General features: G+C 37.9%; 20 protein-coding genes and 1 rRNA gene. 4 read left to right on the top strand and 17 right to left on the bottom strand.

Translation table 11 applies throughout. The annotated features are described in order from the left end of the window. Together PY093_RS04380 and PY093_RS04375 are read right to left on the bottom strand one after the other, a co-directional pair. Positions 1 to 397, bottom strand: a 16S ribosomal RNA gene (locus PY093_RS04380); the annotation flags it as partial. Between the two features lie 389 nt (positions 398 to 786). Then, positions 787 to 1,677, bottom strand: a complete 891-nt coding sequence (locus tag PY093_RS04375; RefSeq protein ID WP_275644647.1) for a nucleotidyltransferase-like protein — start codon at positions 1,675 to 1,677, stop codon at positions 787 to 789. A gap of 151 nt (positions 1,678 to 1,828) precedes the next feature. Between PY093_RS04375 and PY093_RS04370 the strand changes: the two genes are divergently transcribed. After that, positions 1,829 to 2,191: a YgzB family protein gene (locus PY093_RS04370; protein ID WP_275644646.1), complete on the top strand. Its 363-nt coding sequence runs from the start codon at positions 1,829 to 1,831 to the stop codon at positions 2,189 to 2,191. 20 nt (positions 2,192 to 2,211) lie between these two features. Here the strand turns inward: PY093_RS04370 and perR are convergent, their stop codons facing one another. From perR to PY093_RS04330, 8 genes are all read right to left on the bottom strand, one after another. Further along, positions 2,212 to 2,655: a peroxide-responsive transcriptional repressor PerR gene (perR, locus tag PY093_RS04365; protein ID WP_481769268.1), complete on the bottom strand. Its 444-nt coding sequence runs from the start codon at positions 2,653 to 2,655 to the stop codon at positions 2,212 to 2,214. Positions 2,656 to 2,881: 226 nt separating this feature from the next. Further along, a complete protein-coding gene (locus PY093_RS04360) occupies positions 2,882 to 3,430 on the bottom strand; it encodes a cob(I)yrinic acid a,c-diamide adenosyltransferase (RefSeq protein ID WP_275644644.1) in 549 nt (182 codons plus the stop codon). A gap of 2 nt (positions 3,431 to 3,432) precedes the next feature. After that, entirely contained in the window at positions 3,433 to 4,386 is a 954-nt protein-coding gene (locus PY093_RS04355; RefSeq protein ID WP_275644643.1) for a D-2-hydroxyacid dehydrogenase, read from the bottom strand. A gap of 268 nt (positions 4,387 to 4,654) precedes the next feature. Beyond that, complete coding sequence (bcp, locus tag PY093_RS04350; RefSeq protein ID WP_275644642.1) at positions 4,655 to 5,119, bottom strand: thioredoxin-dependent thiol peroxidase; 465 nt, start codon at positions 5,117 to 5,119, stop codon at positions 4,655 to 4,657. 65 nt (positions 5,120 to 5,184) lie between these two features. Further along, a complete protein-coding gene (locus PY093_RS04345; protein ID WP_275644641.1) occupies positions 5,185 to 5,583 on the bottom strand; it encodes a potassium channel family protein in 399 nt (132 codons plus the stop codon). 125 nt (positions 5,584 to 5,708) lie between these two features. Next, positions 5,709 to 6,494, bottom strand: a complete 786-nt coding sequence (locus tag PY093_RS04340; RefSeq protein WP_275644640.1) for an ABC transporter permease — start codon at positions 6,492 to 6,494, stop codon at positions 5,709 to 5,711. Positions 6,495 to 6,497: 3 nt separating this feature from the next. Further along, entirely contained in the window at positions 6,498 to 7,289 is a 792-nt protein-coding gene (locus PY093_RS04335; protein ID WP_275644639.1) for an ABC transporter permease, read from the bottom strand. Continuing rightward, entirely contained in the window at positions 7,282 to 8,295 is a 1,014-nt protein-coding gene (locus PY093_RS04330; protein ID WP_275644638.1) for an ABC transporter ATP-binding protein, read from the bottom strand. The genes PY093_RS04335 and PY093_RS04330 overlap by 8 nt, the downstream gene beginning before the upstream one ends. A gap of 181 nt (positions 8,296 to 8,476) precedes the next feature. Here PY093_RS04330 and PY093_RS04325 point away from each other — a divergent pair, with 181 nt between their 5' ends. The 3 genes from PY093_RS04325 (at position 8,477) to PY093_RS04315 (ending at position 16,232) form a co-directional block, all read left to right on the top strand. Further along, the gene (locus tag PY093_RS04325) at positions 8,477 to 9,772 is read left to right on the top strand and encodes a glutamate-1-semialdehyde 2,1-aminomutase (protein ID WP_275644637.1); all 1,296 of its coding nucleotides are present in this window, start codon (positions 8,477 to 8,479) and stop codon (positions 9,770 to 9,772) included. 655 nt (positions 9,773 to 10,427) lie between these two features. After that, positions 10,428 to 14,897 (top strand): glutamate synthase-related protein, encoded by a 4,470-nt coding sequence (locus PY093_RS04320; RefSeq protein ID WP_275644636.1) that lies wholly within the window; start codon positions 10,428 to 10,430, stop codon positions 14,895 to 14,897. Positions 14,898 to 15,161: 264 nt separating this feature from the next. Next, positions 15,162 to 16,232 carry an aromatic acid exporter family protein gene (locus tag PY093_RS04315; protein WP_275644661.1) on the top strand — a complete coding sequence of 357 codons (1,071 nt, stop codon included), beginning with the start codon at positions 15,162 to 15,164 and terminating at the stop codon, positions 16,230 to 16,232. Between the two features lie 476 nt (positions 16,233 to 16,708). Here PY093_RS04315 and PY093_RS04310 read toward each other — a convergent pair whose 3' ends face one another. The 7 genes from PY093_RS04310 to PY093_RS04280 all read right to left on the bottom strand — a co-directional run bounded on the left by PY093_RS04310 (position 16,709) and on the right by PY093_RS04280 (position 23,561). Further along, positions 16,709 to 17,608, bottom strand: a complete 900-nt coding sequence (locus PY093_RS04310; RefSeq protein ID WP_275644635.1) for an ABC transporter permease — start codon at positions 17,606 to 17,608, stop codon at positions 16,709 to 16,711. Positions 17,609 to 17,638: 30 nt separating this feature from the next. Then, entirely contained in the window at positions 17,639 to 18,643 is a 1,005-nt protein-coding gene (locus PY093_RS04305) for an ABC transporter permease (protein ID WP_275644634.1), read from the bottom strand. A gap of 257 nt (positions 18,644 to 18,900) precedes the next feature. Then, the gene (locus tag PY093_RS04300; protein ID WP_275644633.1) at positions 18,901 to 20,541 is read right to left on the bottom strand and encodes an ABC transporter substrate-binding protein; all 1,641 of its coding nucleotides are present in this window, start codon (positions 20,539 to 20,541) and stop codon (positions 18,901 to 18,903) included. 55 nt (positions 20,542 to 20,596) lie between these two features. After that, the gene (locus tag PY093_RS04295; protein ID WP_275644632.1) at positions 20,597 to 21,565 is read right to left on the bottom strand and encodes an ABC transporter ATP-binding protein; all 969 of its coding nucleotides are present in this window, start codon (positions 21,563 to 21,565) and stop codon (positions 20,597 to 20,599) included. Then, entirely contained in the window at positions 21,540 to 22,553 is a 1,014-nt protein-coding gene (locus tag PY093_RS04290; RefSeq protein WP_275644631.1) for an ABC transporter ATP-binding protein, read from the bottom strand. The genes PY093_RS04295 and PY093_RS04290 overlap by 26 nt, the downstream gene beginning before the upstream one ends. A 714-nt stretch (positions 22,554 to 23,267) precedes the next feature. Then, positions 23,268 to 23,408, bottom strand: a complete 141-nt coding sequence (locus PY093_RS04285; RefSeq protein ID WP_275644630.1) for a hypothetical protein — start codon at positions 23,406 to 23,408, stop codon at positions 23,268 to 23,270. Positions 23,409 to 23,420: 12 nt separating this feature from the next. Next, positions 23,421 to 23,561 (bottom strand): hypothetical protein, encoded by a 141-nt coding sequence (locus PY093_RS04280; RefSeq protein ID WP_275644629.1) that lies wholly within the window; start codon positions 23,559 to 23,561, stop codon positions 23,421 to 23,423. Positions 23,562 to 23,650 lie beyond the last annotated feature (89 nt).

Raw genomic sequence — 23,650 nt, 5'->3', positions numbered from 1 at the left:
CGTCAGACTTTCGTCCATTGCGGAAGATTCCCTACTGCTGCCTCCCGTAGGAGTCTGGGCCGTGTCTCAGTCCCAGTGTGGCCGATCACCCTCTCAGGTCGGCTACGCATCGTCGCCTTGGTGAGCCGTTACCTCACCAACTAGCTAATGCGCCGCGGGCCCATCTATAAGTGATAGCCTGAGCCATCTTTCAATAAGAAATCATGTAATCTCTTATATTATCCGGTATTAGCTCCGGTTTCCCGAAGTTATCCCAGTCTTATAGGTAGGTTGCCCACGTGTTACTCACCCGTCCGCCGCTATTCTTAGGAAGCAAGCTTCCTAAGAACCGCTCGACTTGCATGTATTAGGCACGCCGCCAGCGTTCGTCCTGAGCCAGGATCAAACTCTCCAATAGAGTTGAACTAGCACATGGAAGTGCTGACATCGATGTTGTCACAGGACGTGACGTTCTTAATCGATGTTCATTACTTCACTTTTTTAAAACAAACATTGACGCTTGTGTTGTGTTCAGTTTTCAAAGAACTTTTCAATCATCATCGCCCTGAAGCGACTTTATTAATATAACATCTCGTTTTGACTAAGTCAAGATGTTTTTATTTCTCTGTTTCACCACCGCAAGTTGTATCGCGGCGACGAAATATAATATATCATGTCACAATTTTTAAGTCAATAACTTTTACTAAAAAAGTTTTATCCCACATTAACGGGTAGTAAGACCCCCACTTCAAAACTTAGAGTATTCGAAGAAGTTTAAGTGGGGAAACCAGGAGTTCATTTAAAAAATCAAATTCTTACTATATTATTTTTATTTGAGACCACGTACTTTCTATGAAAAATACCAACACCTTTAGTCTCTACTTTATTAACTACTATTAATTGTTTTTCCACTAAATATTCTAACAAGACCTCCAAATCTACAGAGTATAGTTCTAACTCTGGATGCTTTGCTAGTTCACCAAAAGACCACAATTCGTTACTACACGCCATCACAGTTAATAGGTGATCCCCCCCAACACTTGCTTTAGAGTTTATCAGAAAATCACTAGCCAGAAATAATAATTCCAACCTTTTTTCTAACGATTCTTCACTCTCAATTAGCTCCTCATATAATTTGTGAATTTGAGGTTCAATTTGTCTTACCTGATTCCAAACCGTCACTTCTGGATGAAATCCATTTTCAATAACTGCCAATCTCGCTAAATGATGAAGGGCATGGACAACATTGTTATAAGCATCCAAATAATTTCTTTGCCCCAAGAATACTCGACCGTCCTGATAACGTCGTATTAATTTTGCGAATTCAATTCCTATTTTCTTTTGACGATCATTAAATGGGAACTCTTGAAATTCTAATTTTAATTTAGTGATATATTCATTTCGGTCAAATAAGATCTTTCCATTAAGAATCCATTCCGAAATTTTACGATTAGACCCAAATAACAACCATTCTTTGAGCTTTTTCTCTTCAATTATATGTAAAGAGGCTTTTTGATTTTCAAATGCATAATGCTTTATGGAAATAGTGTCTTCTGAATCTTTAACAACTACTAAGATCACAGTATCAAACGTATCTATAACCGAGATTGTGTTCATTGCCTTTTCAATCATTATTATACCTAAGGTGTTAGGATGGCTTGCTCTTTCTTGATATATCGGACGTAATAAATCTTCCATATTCTTGTCCTCCAATTATATAGTTGATTATTACTTTCGACGCCTGAGCCTTTAAACCCTCTTAAAATGATTCTCTTTTCTTCCAAAAAAATTTCCCTTTTAATAGACTTTATGTATTATGATATAGTATGAATTAGGAGGGTTATCAAAAATGGCTAAGAAGTATTCTAGTAAAATTAATAAAATCAGATCTTTCGCATTAAGTTTGATTTTTATAGGTTTTATCGTAATGTATGGCGGCATTTTCTTCCGTTCTTCTGTATGGGCGATGACGATTTTCATGATTTTGGGTCTTCTGTGTATCGTGGCTAGTACAGTTGTTTACTTTTGGATTGGCATGCTATCAACTAAAACTATTCAAGTTGTATGTCCTTCATGTAATAAACCGACAAAGATGCTTGGTAGAGTCGACATGTGTATGTACTGCAATGAATCTTTGACACTTGATCCCGACCTTGAAGGTGAAGAATTTGACGAAAAATATAACAATAAAACTCTAAACAAAAAAAGCTGACAGTATTCGCTGTCAGCTTTTTAATGTGCATCTTTCATTTGACAATCCATACAAACACCGTAAATCTCCATACGATGGTGACTTACTTTAAACCCTGTAACGTGTGCCGCTAACGCTTCCACCTCATCTAAGCCTGGATAATGAAAATCAACAATTTTACCACAACTATCACAAATTACATGATAATGATCTGTAGTAATATAATCAAAACGACTTGATGCATCGCCGTACGTTAATTCCTTAACTAACCCTACCTCACGAAATACTCGGAGATTGTTATAGACTGTGGCTACGCTCATGTTCGGGAATTTCCCTTCTAAAGCTTTATATATATCATCTGCTGTTGGATGACTCATTGCGTTTATAAGGTAATCTAATATCGCATGACGTTGCGGAGTAATTCGTACCCCCGTTTCTTTCAACGTATCAAGCGCTTCTTTTAATTGATTGTTTGACACCGCCATGCACCTCTTTTCTATATAAGGAAACTTCCCAGTAGGATTTCTTCCCCTTACTACTATTAAATTATTGATCTGATTTTACCCGGCTCATCGTTAAATCATTAATGTAAGATAGACATTATTACTTTATAATATTTATAATAAGTTTACATTGAATTTCTTACTTTTGTCAATATATCTACCTTTACTATATGAGTAACATCCAAAATTTAAGTATGGAAGTTCACTTTTACTGGTGTAATGTCAGCTCCTCTTTACCCTGTTTTAGATTAATGAACCTAGCGGCCACAAATAGGAAATCAGAAAGTCGATTTAAGTATGAACAAACTAATTTATTTACATCCTGCCCAATAGCAACAGCTCTTCTCTCCGCTCTTCTCACAACAGTACGAGCAAGATGAAGTACTGCACCCGCTTCTCCTCCACCAGGAAGTATGAAGTTCGTAAGAGGAGGTAATTGCTGATCCCAACTGTCAATAACATCTTCTAATTCCTTAATATCACCCTCTGATAACTTCCACTTAACCTCTTTCCCGGCTGGAGTTGCTAATTCTGCTCCTACATGAAATAAGGTTGTTTGTATTTTGCGCAAAATCTTAATTGCTTCATCCCTTTCGGAAAAAGTCAGTTTTTGTAAATGCGTTAGGGCCAAACCAAGTAATGAGTTCGCTTCATCACATGTTCCATAAGCCTCAACTCGCAAATCTGTTTTCGAGACCCTCTCACCATAAATCAATGATGTTGTACCTTTATCACCTGTTTTTGTATAAATTTTCATTATTAATACCCCCTATCAAGATCTATTTTATTGATTAATTCTTCTCCACCTTTTATATACGCCATTAGATTTTGTTGAAATATCACAAAACACCTCGGTAAGTAATTCTTTGTATAACTCGAAACATGAGGAGTAACTGTCACATTTTCCATCCTCCAAAACTGATGTTCCTCAGGTAATGGCTCTTCTTCAAATACATCCAGCACAGCATGCGCTACATGTCCATCAAATAGCGCATCAACTAAAATCTGTTCTTCGACTAAATCGCCTCGACCGATATTTATCAAAACAACACCGTTTTTCATTTGTTCGAAATGGTGTTTCTTTAATAAATATTTAGTTTCATTCGTACTCGGTAGAACCGAAACTATAAAATCAGCTTGATGCACGACATCGTTCAGTTCTTTTAATGTATACATCTGATCAACAAAGCTCACTTCATTTCCAGTACTATTCACTCCAATTACCCTCATATTAAATGCCTTACATAACCTTGCGATTTCCCCACCAATCGCACCGACACCCAATATTGCTACTGACTTATTAAATAGTTCAAATGTATGGACTGTAGTTCTATCCCATATCCGCTCTGTTTGTTGCTCATTTAATATGTTTGTTTTACGTGAATATTGAAGCATCATAGCGAGGGTGTATTCTGCCATCGGAATTTTATGAATCCCTCTCGCATTTGTAACAAGTATCCTCTTTTTCTTTATGGCTTCAAAAGGCATTCTTTCCATACCTGCCGACATGACCATAATCCATTTTAATTTTGTGGCTTCTTCTATCAGTTCCTCTGTTAAATCCTCACCATACGTAATCAGTATTTCCGCCTTATGTAGTTCAATCTTTGCTTCATCCATACTTTCTGAAAATGAAAAGGTCGCATTTGGAAACTTCTTAGTTAATTCAAACAACAGGTCTTCACTAACCGATAAACTTGATAAAATAAACATGATTCGCCCTCCTCTATTTTCTATCTTAACAAGAGAAATCAGATCTTGGAATTTAATTGTGTGAATACGCAAAAATTTTAATACTTATTCCTATGCTTACTACTTAGTTATTTTCCAACAATCAAAAAAAGTGCGAGATTAATCTCTCGCACTAAATCACGTACTAACATCTGAGGAGGTATGCCCTACACTCATAAAATACGCAACACAAGCTTGTTCTGTATAGACACTTGCCTGTATTTTAAAAAATAGGCGCTAAAATCTGATATCATTGTTCTTTTATCAAGTTTAACGCTTCCTCAACATGCCCTTTTACTTTTACCTTACGCCATTGTTTACTAATTTTACCGTCCGGATCTATAAGGAAAGTAGATCTCTCTATTCCCATATATTCTTTCCCAAAGTTTTTTTTGAGCTTCCAAACACCATATAAATTAGCAACCTTCTGCTCATCGTCAACTAATAACTGAAACGGAAGATCATGTTTCGCAGTGAACTTTTGGTGTTTTGCTGCGGAATCCGGACTGACACCTAAAATTACAGCATTTAAATCTGAGAAATCCTTATGTCTGTCACGAAAATCACATGCTTGCATTGTACACCCTGGTGTCATATCCTTTGGATAAAAATAAAGAACAACATACTTACCTCTAAACGTAGATAATTTTACTGTTTCTCCATTTGTAGACGTCAACTCAAAATCAGGTGCAACTTGTCCAACCTCAACAGTCATATACTAACCTCCTTTTCATCGATGGTTACTCCCAATTTACCGAGTTTTAGGAATCAAAACAAGTTTTAATCTCTTTCATAACTTATAACTGTCCTTACAACAAAAGCAGTTGGCATAATATACCCTAATAAAGCTTCGACTATTGCCAGCCACCGCCCAATACCTACAGGGGTAATATCTCCATAACCTACAGACAGTAGTGTAATTGCGCTAAAATACATAGCATCCTGTATCGCTTCAATAAAGTGTCCTTCTAGAAGATTATCCCCCTCTAGTAATACAGGAACTCCCTTCATTACAAACACAGTATAAATAAGACCAAACCCTAGCAAAACAGTAACATATATAAGACATAGAAAAATGATGTTTTCCAATGAAATGTATTGATTCTTCTTCCTGCTCATCGTAAAAAGTGACTTAACACTCATTACAAGCCCAACAATAACCATTGATAATAAAAACAAAGGGACCAAGCTTCCTCACCTCATCAACATAGGTTCGTTAATGTATACGACGAGCCTGGCCTACATATTCCAAAACTTTCATAACTCATTCGACATCTACCACGTACTTGTCGAATCACCCTCATTTAGTTGCCCGCTCCTCGATATTTTGTCACACCGATATTCCATACAAAGATGGCTATCATAATAAACACTAAGCCAACAACCGGCGTTAAAAATGCGTAAAAGTACCACTCAGTTCTACCAAGAAAATAGGCTGCAGGATATACTCCTACGAATGCGAATGGTAGCACCCACGTTAAGATAAAACGAATCACTTTGTTATAAATATTAACCGGGTACCTTCCATAATTTCCGATATTGTACATCATAGGCATGATCGATGTTCTTGCATCAGACCAAAATCCAATGCTCGCTAATAAAATAAAAATGCCTGCATACACTAACGCCCCGCCTATAACCATGATTGCAAACACAAATGGATCGTACCATTCAAGGGTTAGTTGCAATTTTACACCAGCATAGACCATGACTGCTAAACCTGTTATGACTCCGAACAAGGACTCAAGTTCCATTCTTTCTAAGATAATTTGGAATAAACTATGAATCGGACGAGTTAAAATGCGATCCATTTCACCTTTTACAATATAGCGATCATTAAAATCCCAAATGTTAAAAAACGCAGAAAATAATGCATAGGGAACCAGAAAAAAACCATAAATAAAGATGATTTCTTCTCTACTCCAGCCACTTAAAAACTGGGTATGCCCAAACACAACTAATATAAACACAAGGTTTACAGCTTGGAATAATAAATCGGATACAATTTCAATCACCATATCAATCCGGTACTGCAATCTTGTTTTTATATACTGACTTATATATTGAATAAACATTGAAATATAAAACATGACTTACCCTCCCTGAACAATAAGCTGTTTTTTAGCTAAACTCCACAACAGCTGGATTGGGATAAGCAAAATCACCGACCAAAAGCCTTGGAACATTATGGCTCGAACAATTTCTCCACCAGTAAATCCTTCAGTAAATATCATACTTGGTATATAACTGATTGCTTGGAAGGGAAAGTAGCCCATAACATCCTGGGCCCATATTGGATAAAAACTGATGGGTAATAGCAACCCAGAAAAAAGGTCGATAACAACCCGTTTGGCTCTAATCAGCCCGTCATTATTAAACAGGAAAAAAGTCATCATCCCAGTAAGGAGATTTATTTGCGAATTGATAATGAAACTAAACACAATGGATAGACCAAAATATCCCCAGGTCACAAGATTACTCGACAATTCTAGTGGGAATATGAGGCCAACAATAACCATGCCAGGTACCGAGAAAAACGCTAGTCGAAAGATGCCCTCACCTAGCCCTTGCATCGTTTTCATACCTAGATAGTTATAGGGCCTAATTAACTCAATTGCGACTTTTCCCTCTTTAATCTCGGTAGCTATTTCTCGATCAATATTATTAAAGTAAAATGCCCGAGCCATCCAAGCAATTGCAATATAGGTCGTCATTTGAAGAACAGATAGCCCTTGAATCGATTCTTTACCTCCGTATATGGCTGTCCATAAAAAATAGTACGCTCCGATATTTATGCTATAAATTAAAATGCCGCTATAATAATTGGTTCGATACGCAAGCATCATTAAAAATCGGATGCGAATCATCTCGAGATATTTATCCATGTGCAATACCCTCTTCATATATGTTGCGAATAATCTCCTCTGTGGATATTTCATTAATGCTAATATCTTTTATTTTATAGGAAGCAACCACTCTTCCAATTAAATCAGACATGACTGCCTCTTCATCACTAACGTTTGCAAACCAGACGTTTTTTCTTTCAGCCTGCTGCCAAACTACCGTTAAACCAACGGAAATATTATCAAGCTCAGAAGCATTTACCTCTCGAACAAATTGAAATTGTATTTGTTTCCCCTCACCCCAGTTTGAACGTAAATCCTGCAGTCCCCCATCATATATGATTTTCCCTTCATCAAGCATTACAACTCGTTCACATAAGGCTTCAATATCTGTTAAATCATGAGTAGTAAGTAAGATCGTAGTCTTGTATTTTTCATTAATTTCCTTCAGGAACTTTCTGATCTTAAGCTTTACTAAAACGTCTAATCCAATTGTAGGTTCATCTAAAAACAACAATGGCGGATTATGTAACAATGCTGCCGCCAGTTCACACCTCATCCTTTGCCCTAACGAAAGCTTTCTGACAGGCTTATCTAAAAGAGGACCAATATCAAGAGACTCAATTACATGTTCCATATGATTGTTATAATCTTCATCTGAAACTTTATAGACTTTTTTTAAAAGTCGAAAGGATTCTTGAACTGCAATATCCCACCACAACTGTGATCTCTGACCAAAAACTACGCCGATCGTACTCACAAACTTCTCCCTTTCTTTATGGGGATTCATGCCATTTACCCTTACAACACCAGCGGTAGGTGTCAAGATACCAGTAAGCATTTTTATCGAGGTTGATTTACCAGCACCATTTTCCCCTATATAGCCAACCATTTCTCCTTGTTTCACTGTAAAAGAAATATCATCAACAGCCCGGAGCACTTTATAATTTCTAGTGAAAAGATCTCGGAAAGCCCCTTTTAGACCGGAACGGCTTGAGTACGACTTAAATTCCTTTCGTAAATCTTTAACTTCTATTATATTTACCATAAAGTTTCCTCCAACTAAAAAATGTGTTTCACACAGAGAGCTAGCCATAAAGACTAGTGTATACAATTTATCATTCCAAAAACAAATAGAAAGCTTAAAAATATATTCTACACCTTTTTGTCTTATAAAAATTCATGCTAAAATAAGGACGGACATTTTATAGATAATTGGAGGTAAAAGAATGAATTTCTCTAAATCTGAAGAGTTACATAAAGAAGCGCTTGAACATATTGTAGGTGGAGTAAATAGCCCCTCTCGTTCCTATAAAGCAGTTGGTGGTGGTTCTCCAGTTGTGATGGAACGTGCGAAGGGTGCTTATTTTTGGGATGTGGACGGTAACAAATATATCGATTATTTAGCAGCCTATGGTCCCATTATTACAGGCCACGCCCATCCTCATATCACAAAGGCCATCCAAGAGGCAGCAGAAAATGGGGTTCTATATGGCACACCTACACCTCATGAGGTGAGATTTGCAAAAATGATTAAAGAAGCAATTCCTTCATTAGAAAAGGTTAGATTTGTTAACTCTGGTACAGAAGCTGTAATGACCACTATCCGTGTTGCACGAGCTTATACAGGTCGTGACAAAATTATTAAATTTGCTGGTTGCTACCATGGGCACTCTGATTTAGTGCTCGTTGCTGCAGGCTCAGGACCTTCAACACTAGGTACTCCTGATTCAGCTGGTGTTCCAAAAAGCATCGCTCAAGAAGTGATAACCGTACCATTTAATGAAATCGAACCTCTAAAAGAAGCACTTGATAAGTGGGGAGATCAGATAGCTGCCGTTTTAGTCGAACCAATCGTAGGCAACTTCGGAATTGTTGAGCCCTTTGAAGGTTTCCTAGAGCAAGTCAATGAGCTTACTCATGCAGCAGGCGCATTAGTGATTTATGATGAGGTTATCACAGCATTTCGTTTTATGTATGGCGGAGCTCAAGATCTTCTCGGTGTGAAACCGGATTTAACTGTGTTAGGCAAGATTATTGGCGGTGGGTTACCAATAGGAGCTTATGGTGGAAAAAAAGAAATAATGGAACAAGTCGCACCACTCGGACCTGCTTATCAGGCTGGTACGATGGCCGGTAACCCAGCCTCTATATTATCTGGTATAGCATGCTTAGAAGTTCTTAAACAAGAAGGGATCTATGAACAGCTAGACAAGTATGGCGCCATTCTTGAAAAAGGAATTATGGAACATGCAAAAACCTATAACATCCCGATTACAATCAATCGTCTAAAAGGCGCTTTAACGATTTATTTTACAGATGAAAAAGTGGTTAACTATGAGCAAGCAGAAAAAACCAATGGTCAATTGTTTGCGAAATTTTTTAGATTAATGCTCCATCAAGGTGTGAATCTTGCTCCTTCAAAATACGAGGCCTGGTTTTTAACAATTGCTCATACCGAAGAAGACCTTAACGCTACACTTACAGCTGTCGAAAATTCATTTAAAATACTTTCAAATGAATAATTATACAAAAATCAAAAAAGTTAGGGAATTATAAATTCCTAACTTTTTCTTTTTTCTTTTGAAAACGTTTACATATGTGTTGTCTGGCTAAGGACTACTATTTCAAAACTGAATACAGTATCCATCTATATGAATAAACATTTGATTTTATTATTGTGCTATGTTAAGATAAAGTATACTTTTCTGAAAATTTATTTTATTTATTTTTATCGTAATCATGTAAGCTACTTTTCTAAAACATAAAGAGATAGCGTTGCTTTCTATTACGTTAGTAACCCTATCGTATTTAGCTTAATGGTTTGACAGTAGGACACAAGAAAAGCGCAGGGCGCCCGCCTATCGGCGACAAGCATAAGACGAGCCCTGACTGAAGGCGTTTTTTGCCTTCGGGAAGGGATTGGCTTATGACCTCAGGTCCGATGGCGCCCGGAGCTAGACACTAAAACTAGGTTCAAATTTTTATACTTTCTTATCTTTCAAGGAAAGTGCAGCGCTCCATGAGCTAGACACTAAAAATGTGTTCAATTTTTATTTTTTCTAATATTTGTACAAAACTTACAGGAGGTGAAGGCTGTAAGTAGGGGGAATGTAAAAATTTAATTTAAGTTAATAGATTTTTTTACTATAGTGCACCCCTCCTCATAAAGCCGCATTAATGAAAAAGAACTGGAGTCCAAGTTTATTTAAGGAATTTCATAACCATGAGCACGACGCTTGTGGAATTGTCTCCGCAATTGAAAAACAAAAAATCCCAACTAAAGCAAATATTGATGCCTGCATTGACGCACTTGTGACCATGAACCATCGGGCTGGTTTTATCAATGGTGAAGGTGATGGGGTAGGAATTCATACCGACATCCCAAAAGCACTATGGATTGAAAAGCTTGCAAATGCAGGAATTGATTCTAGTCTTGTGGACCGCGATGATTTTATTGTAGGTCACTTTTTTATTACGAACGATTCTGATGTAAGCCAAATCACAGCTTCGATTCGTAAGCTTTTCTCTGTTAATAGATTATCTCTTATCTTTGAAACGGACAAAGTAACTAATTCAAGTGCCTTAGGGCCAATTGCATCACAACAAGAGCCTGTATTTTGGCAAGTAGCACTCGTTTCAAATGATTCTAACAATCTCTCTAAATGTCTGTTTGAATTAATTACAGAAATTGAAGCAAGTGGAAATGTTCATGCGGCTTCCTTAAGTAATCACCATGCCGTTTATAAGGTTCTAGGCGCCGGCGACATCTTACCTAAATATTATCATGACTTAGCAAATCCACTTGTAGCATCTACTATGACTTTAGGCCATAATCGCTATTCAACTAACACTCTATCAAACTTTTTTCGAGTACAACCTTTCAGTGTATTGGGTCATAATGGTGAAATCAATACGATCGCAAAGCTTCGTGACGAGGCAAGAATGATCCATGTCCCTTTAACAGATGGTGGAAGTGACTCACAGGATTTAAACAGAACAATTGAAACTCTTATATCTAGGGACGGATATAGTCTTTTTGAAGCAGTTGATTTCTTATTTCCACCAATAATTAACGAGATTAAAGCATATCCACATCACTTACAGGATCTTTATACTTATGCTCGTGAAGCCTGGGGTCACTTCGCCCAGGGACCAGCAGGGATTATTTCTCGCTATAATGATGAAGCAGTATTCAGTGTAGATGCACTTGGATTACGTCCTTTATGGAAGATTGAGACAGAGTCTACCTATCTGTTCGCTTCAGAGCCTGGGATCATTCCTTCCTCTGAGTATACTGCAGAACCGAAACCCCTTTCTCCAGGTGAGAAGGTTGGTTTAAAATGGGATGAGAACGAAACCATTAAAGTTTATCACTATGCCCAGTACCAAGAGGAAGTTTACAAGCGAGTATCTTCTAGAATTGAACTAACAGATTATAGAAATAAATTAGTACCACCAGTATTTCAAAAATCTGTTTCTGTATCGCAAACCTCCAAAGTCCATAATGGACAATATGCTGCGTTTGGATGGGACCGTGAACATATCCAGTTAATCGAACAAATGGCTGAAAAGGGCGCTGAACCGATCCGTTCACTTGGTCATGATGCACCATTAGCAGCTATCGACCCCGGTAGAAAGAACATTGCCGATTTCATTAAAGAAAGTGTTGCCGTTGTTACTAACCCCGCGATTGACAGAGATCGTGAAACAGAACATTTTTCGACTAGAACAATTATTGGAAAACGACCTTCACTTGTAGAAAATGCTAATAAGGATTTCATACTTGAACTCTCATCACCTCTTTTAATTGAAGGAACTAGCGGTTTTGATTGCTCACTAAAGAATGGTCAACCTTCTTATGATCAAGTAGTCCATGCTTTTTCCGAGAAAAAACTAACACATTACCTATCTGCGACACTAGCAAAGGACGAGTCACTACAAGAGGCGTTAGCACGTTTAGCAAGGGAAGCAGAAGATGCTGTTGAAAATGGAAAGACATTATTAATTATTGATGATGCTAATGCACATCATCGAGATCAATTGTGGATTGATCCACATCTAATTACAGCAGTTGTAGATCAGGCGCTAGTAAGTAAACAATTACGAAGAAACTGCTCTATCTTAATTCGCTCAGGTGCGATTCGTTCATTACATGACATTATCGTAGCATATGGTTTAGGTGCAACTATTATTAGCCCCTACCTACTATTTGCGACAGTTTCAGAAGAAACAATCGATCCAACGCTTAACTTATTTTCTGCGCTTAATAAAGGACTAGAAAAGGTTATTTCTACAATCGGTATCCATGAGTTACGTGGGTATGGCCGTTTATTCTCAAGCGTTGGGCTTCACGAAGACATTGCTGATGCTATGAATATTGTAAATTTCTTAGGATCTAAATCACTTAGCTATAGTTATGATTCCCTAAAATCAGATTCGATCGAACGTGCAAAAGACTATCAAAACGAAAAAGCAAGACCAGGTAAATTATTCCATATGTTCCCTAGGATTTGGAAATCAATTGGTGAGGTGGCTCAATCAGGAGAGTATGATGACTATCGTCTCAAACTAACTGAGCAGGAAGAAAATAATCCTACTACGATTCGTCATTTAACATCTTTGCGGAAAAGCGAGAAAGTCCTTCCAACCGATAAAGTAAATATTGGTGTCGGCGAACATAGCTTACCATTTGTGATTTCTTCTATGTCTTTTGGGTCTCAAAATGAAATTGCATTCCGTGCATACGCTGAGGGTGCTGAACGTCTTAATATGATCAGCCTAAATGGTGAAGGTGGAGAAATTAAAGATATGCTTGGAAAGTATCCTCGTACCAGGGGACAACAAATAGCATCAGGTCGATTTGGAGTAAATGCAGAACTTTTAAATTCCTCCAATTTACTCGAGATTAAAATTGGTCAAGGCGCTAAGCCTGGTGAAGGTGGACACTTACCAGGTTCCAAGGTTACCGCAAAAATTGCTGAAGCACGTAACGCTACAATTGGATCTGATTTGATTTCACCATCAAACAATCATGATATTTATTCAATTGAAGACTTAGCGCAAATGATTGCAGAATTAAAAACGGCCAATGATCAAGCAAAAGTCGCCGTTAAAGTACCTGTTGTACCAAACATTGGAACAATTGCTGTAGGTATCGCTAAAGCTGGTGCAGACGTCATCACTTTAAGTGGCTTTGATGGTGGTACTGGCGCTGCGCGGATACACGCATTACAATATGTTGGTCTTCCAGTAGAAATTGGTGTTAAAGCAGCTCACAATGCACTACTTGAAGCAGGCTTACGCAATGAGGTCGAGATCTGGGCTGATGGAGGAATCAAAAGTGCTCTTGATGTTATCAAGGTCATGTTACTTGGTGCAAATAGAATTGGCTTCGGTACATTATCAATGATAGCAATTGGATGTACAACATGTCGCGGTTGTCACTTAGATACCTGTCACGTTGGTATTGCGACACAAATAGAATCAGAGTCACAAGCAAAGGAACATGGATTACGCCGATTTGTACCAAGACAACTAGAATCAGCCGTTACGGGTCTAGAAAATTTATTTGGTGCTTTTGGAGAAGAATTAAAAGCCTTAACGGCGTCTTTAGGTCATGATAACTTACAAAGTCTTGTAGGGAGGTCCGATCTATTAGAACAGGTTAGAGGATTAGACCAGATGGATTTAACAAACCTTTTAAAACCACTTGAAGTACAACAGTTTGCGCAAAAGGAAGTAGCTGTAAATGTTGAAGAGTCAAAACTCTTAGTGGCTGTAGGTGCAGAATATCTAGATAATAATATTGAAGACTTAAATGCTTCTAGAGACTTCACAACAGTAACATCAGAGCAAAGAGTACTAGGAAGCAGAGTTTCTTGTCACCGGGTAAGAGGAAGATTAGATGGCTCTTATAAAAAGCTTCCTGATGTTGACCTACGCTATAATGAAGGTTCAATTCCTGGTAACGGTCTTGGCGCATATAATAGTAGCGGAATTAATATTCATGTACAAGGTGGTGCCCAAGACGGCATCGGTAAAACAGCCTTCGGTGGTAATATCCTAATATATAAATCCAAAGGTAAAGACGGGAAATTCTATAATGGTTCTGTAGGTAAAGGATTCGGCTACGGAGCGCAACATGGACTTCTACTTGCTCAGGGCAATGCAGACGCTCGTGCTGGTATTCGTCTATCTGGAGCAGATATGATTATTGGTGGTAATGTTACCACTCCAATCCCTAAAGAAGAACATGGAAATGTTGGAGTGAATGCCAATATTAAAGGCTTTGCATTTGAATATATGACAAACGGACGTGGATTAGTTCTTGGTGACCCAGGACCATGGATTTGCGCAGGAATGACAGGTGGGGTAGTCTATTTAAGACACCAGCCTGAAATGGGACTAACAAAAGCTGCAATTGAACGCCGTATTGCAAAAGGTGCAAAGGTCTCAATCGGCTTATTAACTGAAATAGGACAACAGGATGTAGCTGAGCTCCTTAATAAATACATTGATGGATTACTACAACAAGGACAAAAAGAAGCTGCTGATGAGTTGAAATTATTACTTGATAACCCAACTGAGCACTTTTTCCAGATTAATCCAACAAAAGAGCAAGCAGATCCAGCAGTTTCAACTGAATGATTTTTCTTAGAGTGCTTGGTATTTATCAAGCGCTCTTTCATTTTATAGGATTTTACTCATAAACTTATTAAAAACGGGAGCCTTTCGTACTAATCAACTCAAATTTATTTATTAATTGTTTTACTTTTACAACATAATAGCACTTTACTGTTTGACACTTTTATAATAGGCTAAATAGTGTCTATAAAGTATTACTATATTTTTTTTGTGCCCTACCGCCTACTAAAAGTTATCAACAATAGAAAAGGAAGGTTATTGATTACAATGAAACTTGGTGCCCGCATTTTTAAAACGGGAATTGCCATCACATTAGCATTAGTTTTAGCTGAATGGATGAATTTATCTGCACCAGTATTTGCTGGAATTGCTGCGGTTTTTGCGATTCAACCCTCAATATATCGCTCGGTCGTATCGGTTATTGAGCAAATCCAAGCTAATCTTATTGGAGCAGCTCTAGCAATTTTCTCAGTGCTCTTATTTGGAAATGACCCGTTTATTATTGGTCTTGCCGCAATTATCGTAATTGGAATTAATATCAAGCTTAAAATAGAAAATACGATTCCAGTTGCAGTTGTTACTGTCATCGCAATTATGCAAAATCCCGGAGAAGACTTTATCACATTCGCTCTCCTCCGCTTTTCGACGATTATGCTTGGTATTTTCGCTGCTTTTATCGTAAATTTAGTATTTATTCCACCAAAACATGAGAAAAAACTATACTATACGCTAGTTGACCAAACTGAGGAGATATTAAAATGGATTCGGATGAATACCAGGAAAGCATCAGAATTTGGGGTTTTAAATGCTGATATTAAAGAAATTAAAGATGGCATGAAAAAGGTAGATCAATTATATATGCTTTACAAAGAAGAACGAAACTATCTTAAAAAGAATAAATATGGTAAAGCACGTAAACTTGTTATTTATAGACAAATGATTGTAACTACCAACAGAGCACTAGATACTTTACAAAAATTACATCGTTTAGAAAATGAATTGAACCATATGCCAGAAGACCTCCAGCAGCTTATTATTGAGGAATTAAATGATCTTCTCTATTTCCATGAACAAGTTTTATTAAAGTTTATTAGAAAAACAAAACCACATCCTGAAGATATTCATGGTGAGTTAGAGTTTAACAAAATATCAGTTATCGATAAATTTATAAAATATAATAAACATCAAGACGAAGGTGTACAAAAGGATTGGTATCATTTATTCCCTCTCATCTCCGCTATTGTAGATTACAGTGATCAAATGGAGCATTTAGATTTACTAATTGATCGCTATCAAACCTATCACAAATTAGATGATGAATTTGAAAAAAGCCTTTAAACTCCCAAATAGCTTATACGAAAAATAAGACAATTAAGAAAAGCGCAGGGCGCCGCCTTTCGGCGACAAGCATAAGACGAGCCCTGACTGAAGGCGTTTTTTGCCTTCGGGAAGGGCTTGGCTTATGACCTCGAGCCGATGGCGCCCGGAGCTAGACACTAAAACTAGGTACAAACTTTTATACTTTCTTATCTTTTAAGAAAAGCGCAAGGCGCGCCCGCCTATCGGCGCATCGATTAAAACCCGCCACGTCCTGCGGCGAACATCGACATCAGCACATCCTGTGCAAGTCAAGCATAAGACAAGCCGGCTGGAAGATTGTTCTTAACCTTCCGGACGGATTGGCTTATGACCTCAGGTCCGATGGCGCCTGGAGCTAGACGTAGATAGACAGAGACACGAAGTTTTACACAACCTTACAATTTTTTAAATTCCTAAACAAAAATAAAATCAGCTAACATTGTGTTAGCTGATTTTTAATTTTTCATACGTGGATCAAGTGCATCCCTTAAACCATCACCCATTAAATTGAATCCCAGAACTGTTAGCATAATCGCTAGGCCCGGAAAAATCATCGTCCAAGGTGCCTGTATTAAATAACTTTTTGAATCTGCAAGCATTTTTCCCCACTCTGGATTTGGTGGTTGTGCTCCCATACCAAGAAACCCAAGTGCAGCAGCTTCGATAATTGCGGTTGCAATGGCAAGAGATCCTTGCACGATAATCGGTGTCATACTATTGGGCAAGATATGATGTAGTAAAATACGTGCATCCTTCATACCTAATGCCTTTGCTGCAGTTATATATTCTTCTTCTTTTACACTTAATACTCTAGATCGTATGAGACGACCAAAATTCGGAATGTTTATTATTGCTATAGCAATTAGTGCATTTTGGAGTGAAGGTCCTAAGATCGCTACTATTGCAATGGCTAATAGAATACTAGGAAAAGCAAGCATTATATCAAACGTTCGACTTATAATCGTATCGGCCAGGCGGCCATAGTAACCTGCAATTATCCCTAGCAAACTTCCAATAATGGAAGATCCTAAAACCGAAAAGAACCCAACCCATAAAGAAATCCTTGCTCCATAGATGATGCGCGATAAGATATCTCGTCCAAAATCATCGGTTCCGAGCCAATGTTCACTTGACGGGGCCTGCAGGCGATCACCTAACACTTTGTCATCAATCCCTGATGGGGCTAAGAGCGGTGCAAAGATAGCCATGATTATAAATAAGAAAACAATAGTCGTTCCAACAAGTGCTAGTTTATTCTTACGAAAGCTTTTCCATGCTTCCTTCCATGGTGGTACAACTTCTTCATCTTTTACATTCATTGTAATTGGCTGATTGTTACGTGCTAATTCTGTCATGTTATCCCCCCTACTACATACCTGAACTAGTTAGTTATATTTAATTCGTGGATCAATTACAGCATATAGAAGATCGACAATTAAATTTATAAATACGAAAAATGTTGCAACTACTAATATCCCAGATTGTATGACTGGATAATCACGATAGTTTATAGCATCAAAAATATAGCGACCAATACCTGGCCAACCAAAAATTGTCTCTGTTAAAATAGCTCCACCCAATAAAAGTCCAGTTTGTAGTCCAATCACAGTTAGAACTGGAATAACAGCATTTTTCAACGAATGCTTATAGATAACCCAAAACATTCTTAAACCCTTTGCTCTTGCTGTTCTTATAAAATCGGAACGCATTACTTCTAGCATACTAGATCTTGTTATTCTAGCAATGATCGCCATTGGAATTGTTGCAAGTGCAATTCCCGGCAAAATCAAATGGCGAACAACTGCCCAGAACTGATCCATTCGTCCATTTAGTAAAGTATCTATTAAGTATAAATTTGTAATAGCTTCGACAGGGTCGCGAATATTTTCTCTTCCCGTCGTTGGCAACAAATCTAGTTTAATAGAAAATGCCCATTGCTCCATTAAACCTAACCAGAAAATAGGCATCGAAACTCCGATTAATGCAATTACCATTGCTGTATAGTCAAACCAAGAGTTTTGGAACCAAGCACTAATAATGCCTGCATTTACACCAATAACAATTGCGATTATCATTGCAACAAGTGATAATTCAATTGTTGCTGCTAAAAATGGCCAAATTTCCTCACTAATTGGAGTCTTTGTCCTAATTGATTCACCCAGATCTCCTGTTAATAACCCCTTTATATACTCAAAATATTGAATATACAGCGGTTGATCAAGTCCTAGCTTTATAGTTAATTGTTCAATTGCTTCTTTCGTCGCTCTTTGCCCTAACATAATTTGTGCAGGATTACCTGGAATGGCATGTATGATTGAAAAGACAACAATTGTCATCCCAATCAAAACTGGAATCACCATTAGAATTCTTCTAATTGTATACGCAAACAAGGTTACCACCTCTTTTTAGAAAAGTGCAAACGCCTTTAGATGAACGTCGATTAAAAGCCGCCACGTCCTGTGACAAACATCGACATCAGCACATCCTGTGCCAGTCTGACAGACATAATACGAATCACGCAGGAAATCCTGATTTATGGAGTGATTTGGCTTATGACTCCGAGGGGCTAGGCGTTGGAACTAGACATATTATGAACTAATAAAGGGGAGTAAATAGTTACTCCCCTTCTTAAATTTTCATGATGAAATTATTCGAACTCTACTTTTGTTAAGATATCTGAACCAGTTGGATGTGGAAGTAATCCTTTAAGGTTACTCTTCCCAGCTAATAGTGGTGTAGAGTGAACTAGCGGAACCCACGGAGCATCTTCACGGATGATCTCTTGAGCTTGCTTGTATAGCTCATTACGTACTTCTTGATCAGCATTTGTTTGTGCTTCAATTAAAATATCATGAAGCTCATCATTGCTATAGTAAGAGTAGTTATTACTTCCAATGCTATCTTTATCAAGTAATGTGTAGAGAAAGTTATCAGCATCTCCGTTGTCACCTGTCCAACCTAATAGAAACGCATCTGCTTCACCTTTACTAGCTTTATCTAAATAAGTAGCCCAGTCATATGTTACGATTTCAGCCTTGATTCCAAGTTCAGCAAAGCTTGACTGAATGACTTCAGCAACCTTCATTCCATCTGGCATATATGGACGAGGTACTGGCATTGCCCATAGTTCCATTTCAAATCCATCTGCAAATCCAGCTTCTGCTAGTAATGCTTTTGCCTTTTCAAGATCATATGGATATTCTTCAATCTCATCATTATATCCTTCCAATGCTGGTGGCAGTGGATTTTTGGCAGGTTGTGCAAGTCCACCATAGAAAGCGTCAATAATACCTTGCTTATCGATTGCATGGTTTAATGCTTGACGGACTAGCTTATTATCAAATGGTGGTCTATTAACTGTAAATCCTAAGTATCCTACGTTCATTGAAGGACGCTCAATTGTCTGTAAATCTGCATTTCCTTCGATCTGTGTTAGGTCAGAAGGATTCACACCATCCATTAAGTCAATTTCACCAGTGATTAAAGCATTTAAACGAGCTGAGTTTTCAGGAATTGCCTTAAAAATTACTTTTTCAAGCTTTGGATAGCCTTCCATCCAATAATCTTGGTTTTTCTCTAGAACGATTCTGTCATTTTCTTTCCATTCTACAAATTTAAATGGACCAGTACCTACCGGATTTTTACTAAAATCATCACCATATTGTTCAAGTGCAGCTGGGCTAGCAATTCCAAATGGTGACATTGCTAGGTTTTTCAAGAAAGGTGCTTGTGGACGATTTAACGTAAATTCCACTGTTTTTGCATCTAATGCTTTAACCTCTTTAATTACGTGTCCTTCGTCCCCTTTAAAACCACCAAACATTGTGTAGTACGGGAATTGATCAGAGTCACCATTCATCCAACGCTCGAAGTTTTTAACAACTGCATCAGCATTGAAGTCAGTACCATCATGGAACTTAACACCTTCACGAAGGGTTAAAGTAAACACTAAAGCATCATCTGAAACGTTCCACTCTGTTGCTAAACCAGGTTGAAGAGTAGTATCTTGTTCTCCATAGTTGATCAGTGTTTCAAATATATTCACTGTTACTTTAAAAGATTCACCTTCAGTAGTTGTAATCGGATCTAATGAAGTCGAATCCCCACCTCGACCGAATACAAGTTCTTTTTGTACATCTTCTGCTGGCTTTTCTTCAGTTTGTTTAGGATCTTCCTTATTCGTGTCTTCTGTGTTTTCAGTGCCCGTTTCATTTGATCCACTACAGCCAGCTAGCACGATAGAAATGAGCACCATGAAAACAAGTAGAAATAAATTTTTCTTCATCATGACTTTCCCCCTTGTTTTGATAAAAATATGTATCAAATGTCGTTATCACCCTTACTTACTCGTAAAGATGACATGCAACAAAATGACCTGGTTCAACCTCTTTAAATTCTGGTCGGGTCGTTTGACAAATGTCCATACATTGATTACATCTTGTATGAAAGGCGCAACCCTTTGGTGGATTTGATGGGCTTGGAATCTCACCACTAATTTCAATTTCTTCCCTTTTAAAATCAGGATCTGGAACCGGGACGGCATTTAAAAGTGCCTGTGTATAAGGATGTAGAGGTCTTTCATATAGTTTTTCACTTTCGGTTAATTCTATTAATCTACCTAAATACATAACCCCGACTCTATCACTTATATGCCGTACAACCCCCAGGTCATGCGCAATAAATACATACGTTAAATCATATTCTTTTTGCAAATCCTCAAGTAGATTCAACACCTGTGATTGGATCGAAACATCCAATGCAGAAACAGGTTCATCAGCAATAATAAGCTTTGGATTGGTCATTAATGCCCTTGCAATCCCAATCCTTTGCCGTTGTCCCCCGCTGAATTGATGCGGATATCGCTTTGCGTGGTAACTACTTAGACCAACGACCTCAAGCATCTCTCTAACTCGCTTCTTTCTTTCTACCTTGTTTCCAATACCGTGCACGATTAGAGGTTCCTCTAGTATTTTTTCAACAGTATGTCTTGGGTTTAGAGATGCAAAAGGATCCTGGAAAATCATTTGCATTTCCCGACGAAGTTTTCGTAATTGTTCCTTAGATAAGGTTGTAACATCTTTATTATCAAACATTACTTTTCCTTCGGTTGGTTCAAGTAGACGCAGTAACAAGCGACCGGTTGTTGATTTTCCGCAACCTGATTCTCCAACAATTCCAAGGGTTTCACCTTTTTTAACATAGAAAGAAACACCATCAACAGCCTTTACTTCTCCAACTCTTTTGCCAAATACTCCACCATTAATAGGAAAGTGCTTTTTGAGGTCTTCAACTTGTAGTAATAGCTCTGTCACTTATGGATTCCTCCTCTCCTACGTGTAAAAAGCACCTTACACTACGGCCTACATCTTTTGTTTTATAGAGCTCTGGTGTCTCTGAAAAACACCGATCAAAAGCATGTTCACATCGTTCTGCAAAACGGCAGCCTTGTTTGATAGAACCTGGCTTTGGTACATTTCCTGGTATAGAGTAAAGTCTTTCTTTTTTCTCGCGCATATCAGGGACAGATCGAATGAGGCCAACTGTGTAAGGATGCTTCGGATCTTTAAAGATCGTACGTACATCACCTTCTTCGACTATTTTCCCTGCGTACATAACAACAATGCGTTCACAAACTTCAGCTACTACCCCTAAGTCATGAGTAATTAGCATGATTGCCGTATTCATCTTGTTATTAAGTTGTTTCATCAACTTTAGAATTTGAGATTGAATGGTTACATCTAGCGCAGTAGTAGGTTCATCTGCAATGAGGACTTTCGGATCACAGGCCATTGCCATTGCAATCATGACCCTTTGTCTCATACCACCAGAAAGTTGATGAGGGTACTCGTCAATTAATTCCTCTGCTCGAGGGAGTCCAACAAGTTTCAATATTTCAATAGCACGTATTCTTGCTTGTTTCTTGCTCCATTTGTTATGTATCCTAATTGCTTCAGTAAGCTGAGAATTAATGGTGAATAAGGGATTTAATGATGTCATCGGCTCTTGAAAGATCATCGCGATATCATTCCCTCTTATTTGCCTCATCCGTCTTTCTGATGCTTTCACTAAATTCTCTCCGTTAAATAAGATTTCTCCAGCAGTAATTTTTCCAGGTGGATTAGGAACTAGTCCCATGATCGAAAGTGAGGTTACACTTTTTCCACAGCCTGACTCTCCCACAATACCAAGGATTTCGCCTTCATTTATGTAAAAATCAATCGAATCTACTGCTGGTATTTCTCCATCGTCTGTAAAGAAGGATGTTCGCAGCCCTTTAACTTCTATAACTGGTTTGCTCACACTTACACCCCTAACAACAATTAATTTAGAAGATTTACAATATTTTAAGTAAATAGAATTAATATATTTCTATTATTACAGTTTTGTAACAAAAAATCTATCGAAATTTAAGATTATTTTTTCGACAATTTTTTTAACTTTGATTAATTTAATTAAATACGTGCAGAGTATCAGCTTGTTTGACGAAATTTTAATATTGAAATTAATAAGAAATATAAATTTTGATATAAGAAAAGCGCAAGGCGCCCGCCTTTTCGGCGACAAGCATAAGACGGTTCCTTTAAGAAGGTGGTTTTCCTTCTTAAAGGAACTGGCTTATGACCTCAGGTCCGATGGCGCCTGGAGCTGGACACTAAAACTAGTTTCAAATTTTTTTACTTTCTTATCTTTGAACAAAAGCGCAGGGCGCCCGCTTATCGGCGCGTCGATTAAAACCCGCCACGTCCTGTGGCGAACATCGACATTGACACATCCTGTGCAGTCAAGCATAAGACGAGCTGTCTGGAAGGTTGTTCTTTGACCTTCCAAACGGATTGACTTATGACCTCAGGTCCGATGGCGCCTGGAGCTAGACACTAAAACTAGGTACAAACTTTTATACTTTCTTATCTTTCAAGTAAAGCGCAGGGCGCCCTTATTGAGGAATGTCGATTAAAACGTCTTTTAGTTACCGTTTTCTATTTTTCCCGCGATTTCGGGCATCAGATTGCCCTTTTAGTTACCGTTTTTTATATTTTTTGCGATTTCGGGCATCAGATTGCCCTTTTGATTACCGTTTTTTATTTTTTTCGCGATTTCGGGCATCAGATTGCCCTTTTGGTTACCGTTTTCTATTTTTTTCGCGATTTCGGGCATCAGATTGCCCTTTTAGTTACCGTTTTTTATATTTTTTGCGATTTCGGGCACCAGATTGCCCTTTTGGTTACCGTTTTCTATTTTTTTTGCGATTTCGGGCATCAGATTGCCCTTTTGGTTACCGTTTTCTATTTTTTTCGCGATTTCGGGCATCAGAGTGTTCTTTTGGAGTTATTTTTTTTGATACCCGACTCCACACTGATAGCAAAGTATCTTATTCCAGGATTTTTGATCTATTATGC

The sequence above is a fragment of the Cytobacillus sp. S13-E01 genome (assembly GCF_029193815.1).
Taxonomy (GTDB): Bacteria; Bacillota; Bacilli; order Bacillales; family Bacillaceae_L; genus Bacillus_BV.
This window is presented reverse-complemented; position numbering and strand designations above follow the sequence as displayed.

Bases quoted from the DNA above. Each gene is read 5' to 3' on its own strand.
- PY093_RS04375 (WP_275644647.1), bottom strand. From the start codon at position 1,677: ATGGAAGATTTATTACGTCCGATATATCAAGAAAGAGCAAGCCATCCT.
- PY093_RS04370 (WP_275644646.1), top strand. From the start codon at position 1,829: ATGGCTAAGAAGTATTCTAGTAAAATTAATAAAATCAGATCTTTCGCA.
- perR (WP_481769268.1), bottom strand. From the start codon at position 2,655: ATGGCGGTGTCAAACAATCAATTAAAAGAAGCGCTTGATACGTTGAAA.
- PY093_RS04360 (WP_275644644.1), bottom strand. From the start codon at position 3,430: ATGAAAATTTATACAAAAACAGGTGATAAAGGTACAACATCATTGATT.
- PY093_RS04355 (WP_275644643.1), bottom strand. From the start codon at position 4,386: ATGTTTATTTTATCAAGTTTATCGGTTAGTGAAGACCTGTTGTTTGAA.
- bcp (WP_275644642.1), bottom strand. From the start codon at position 5,119: ATGACTGTTGAGGTTGGACAAGTTGCACCTGATTTTGAGTTGACGTCT.
- PY093_RS04340 (WP_275644640.1), bottom strand. From the start codon at position 6,494: ATGTTTTATATTTCAATGTTTATTCAATATATAAGTCAGTATATAAAA.
- PY093_RS04335 (WP_275644639.1), bottom strand. From the start codon at position 7,289: ATGGATAAATATCTCGAGATGATTCGCATCCGATTTTTAATGATGCTT.
- PY093_RS04330 (WP_275644638.1), bottom strand. From the start codon at position 8,295: ATGGTAAATATAATAGAAGTTAAAGATTTACGAAAGGAATTTAAGTCG.
- PY093_RS04325 (WP_275644637.1), top strand. From the start codon at position 8,477: ATGAATTTCTCTAAATCTGAAGAGTTACATAAAGAAGCGCTTGAACAT.
- PY093_RS04320 (WP_275644636.1), top strand. From the start codon at position 10,428: ATGAAAAAGAACTGGAGTCCAAGTTTATTTAAGGAATTTCATAACCAT.
- PY093_RS04315 (WP_275644661.1), top strand. From the start codon at position 15,162: ATGAAACTTGGTGCCCGCATTTTTAAAACGGGAATTGCCATCACATTA.
- PY093_RS04310 (WP_275644635.1), bottom strand. From the start codon at position 17,608: ATGACAGAATTAGCACGTAACAATCAGCCAATTACAATGAATGTAAAA.
- PY093_RS04300 (WP_275644633.1), bottom strand. From the start codon at position 20,541: ATGATGAAGAAAAATTTATTTCTACTTGTTTTCATGGTGCTCATTTCT.
- PY093_RS04285 (WP_275644630.1), bottom strand. From the start codon at position 23,408: ATGCCCGAAATCGCGAAAAAAATAGAAAACGGTAACCAAAAGGGCAAT.
- PY093_RS04280 (WP_275644629.1), bottom strand. From the start codon at position 23,561: ATGCCCGAAATCGCGAAAAAAATAGAAAACGGTAACCAAAAGGGCAAT.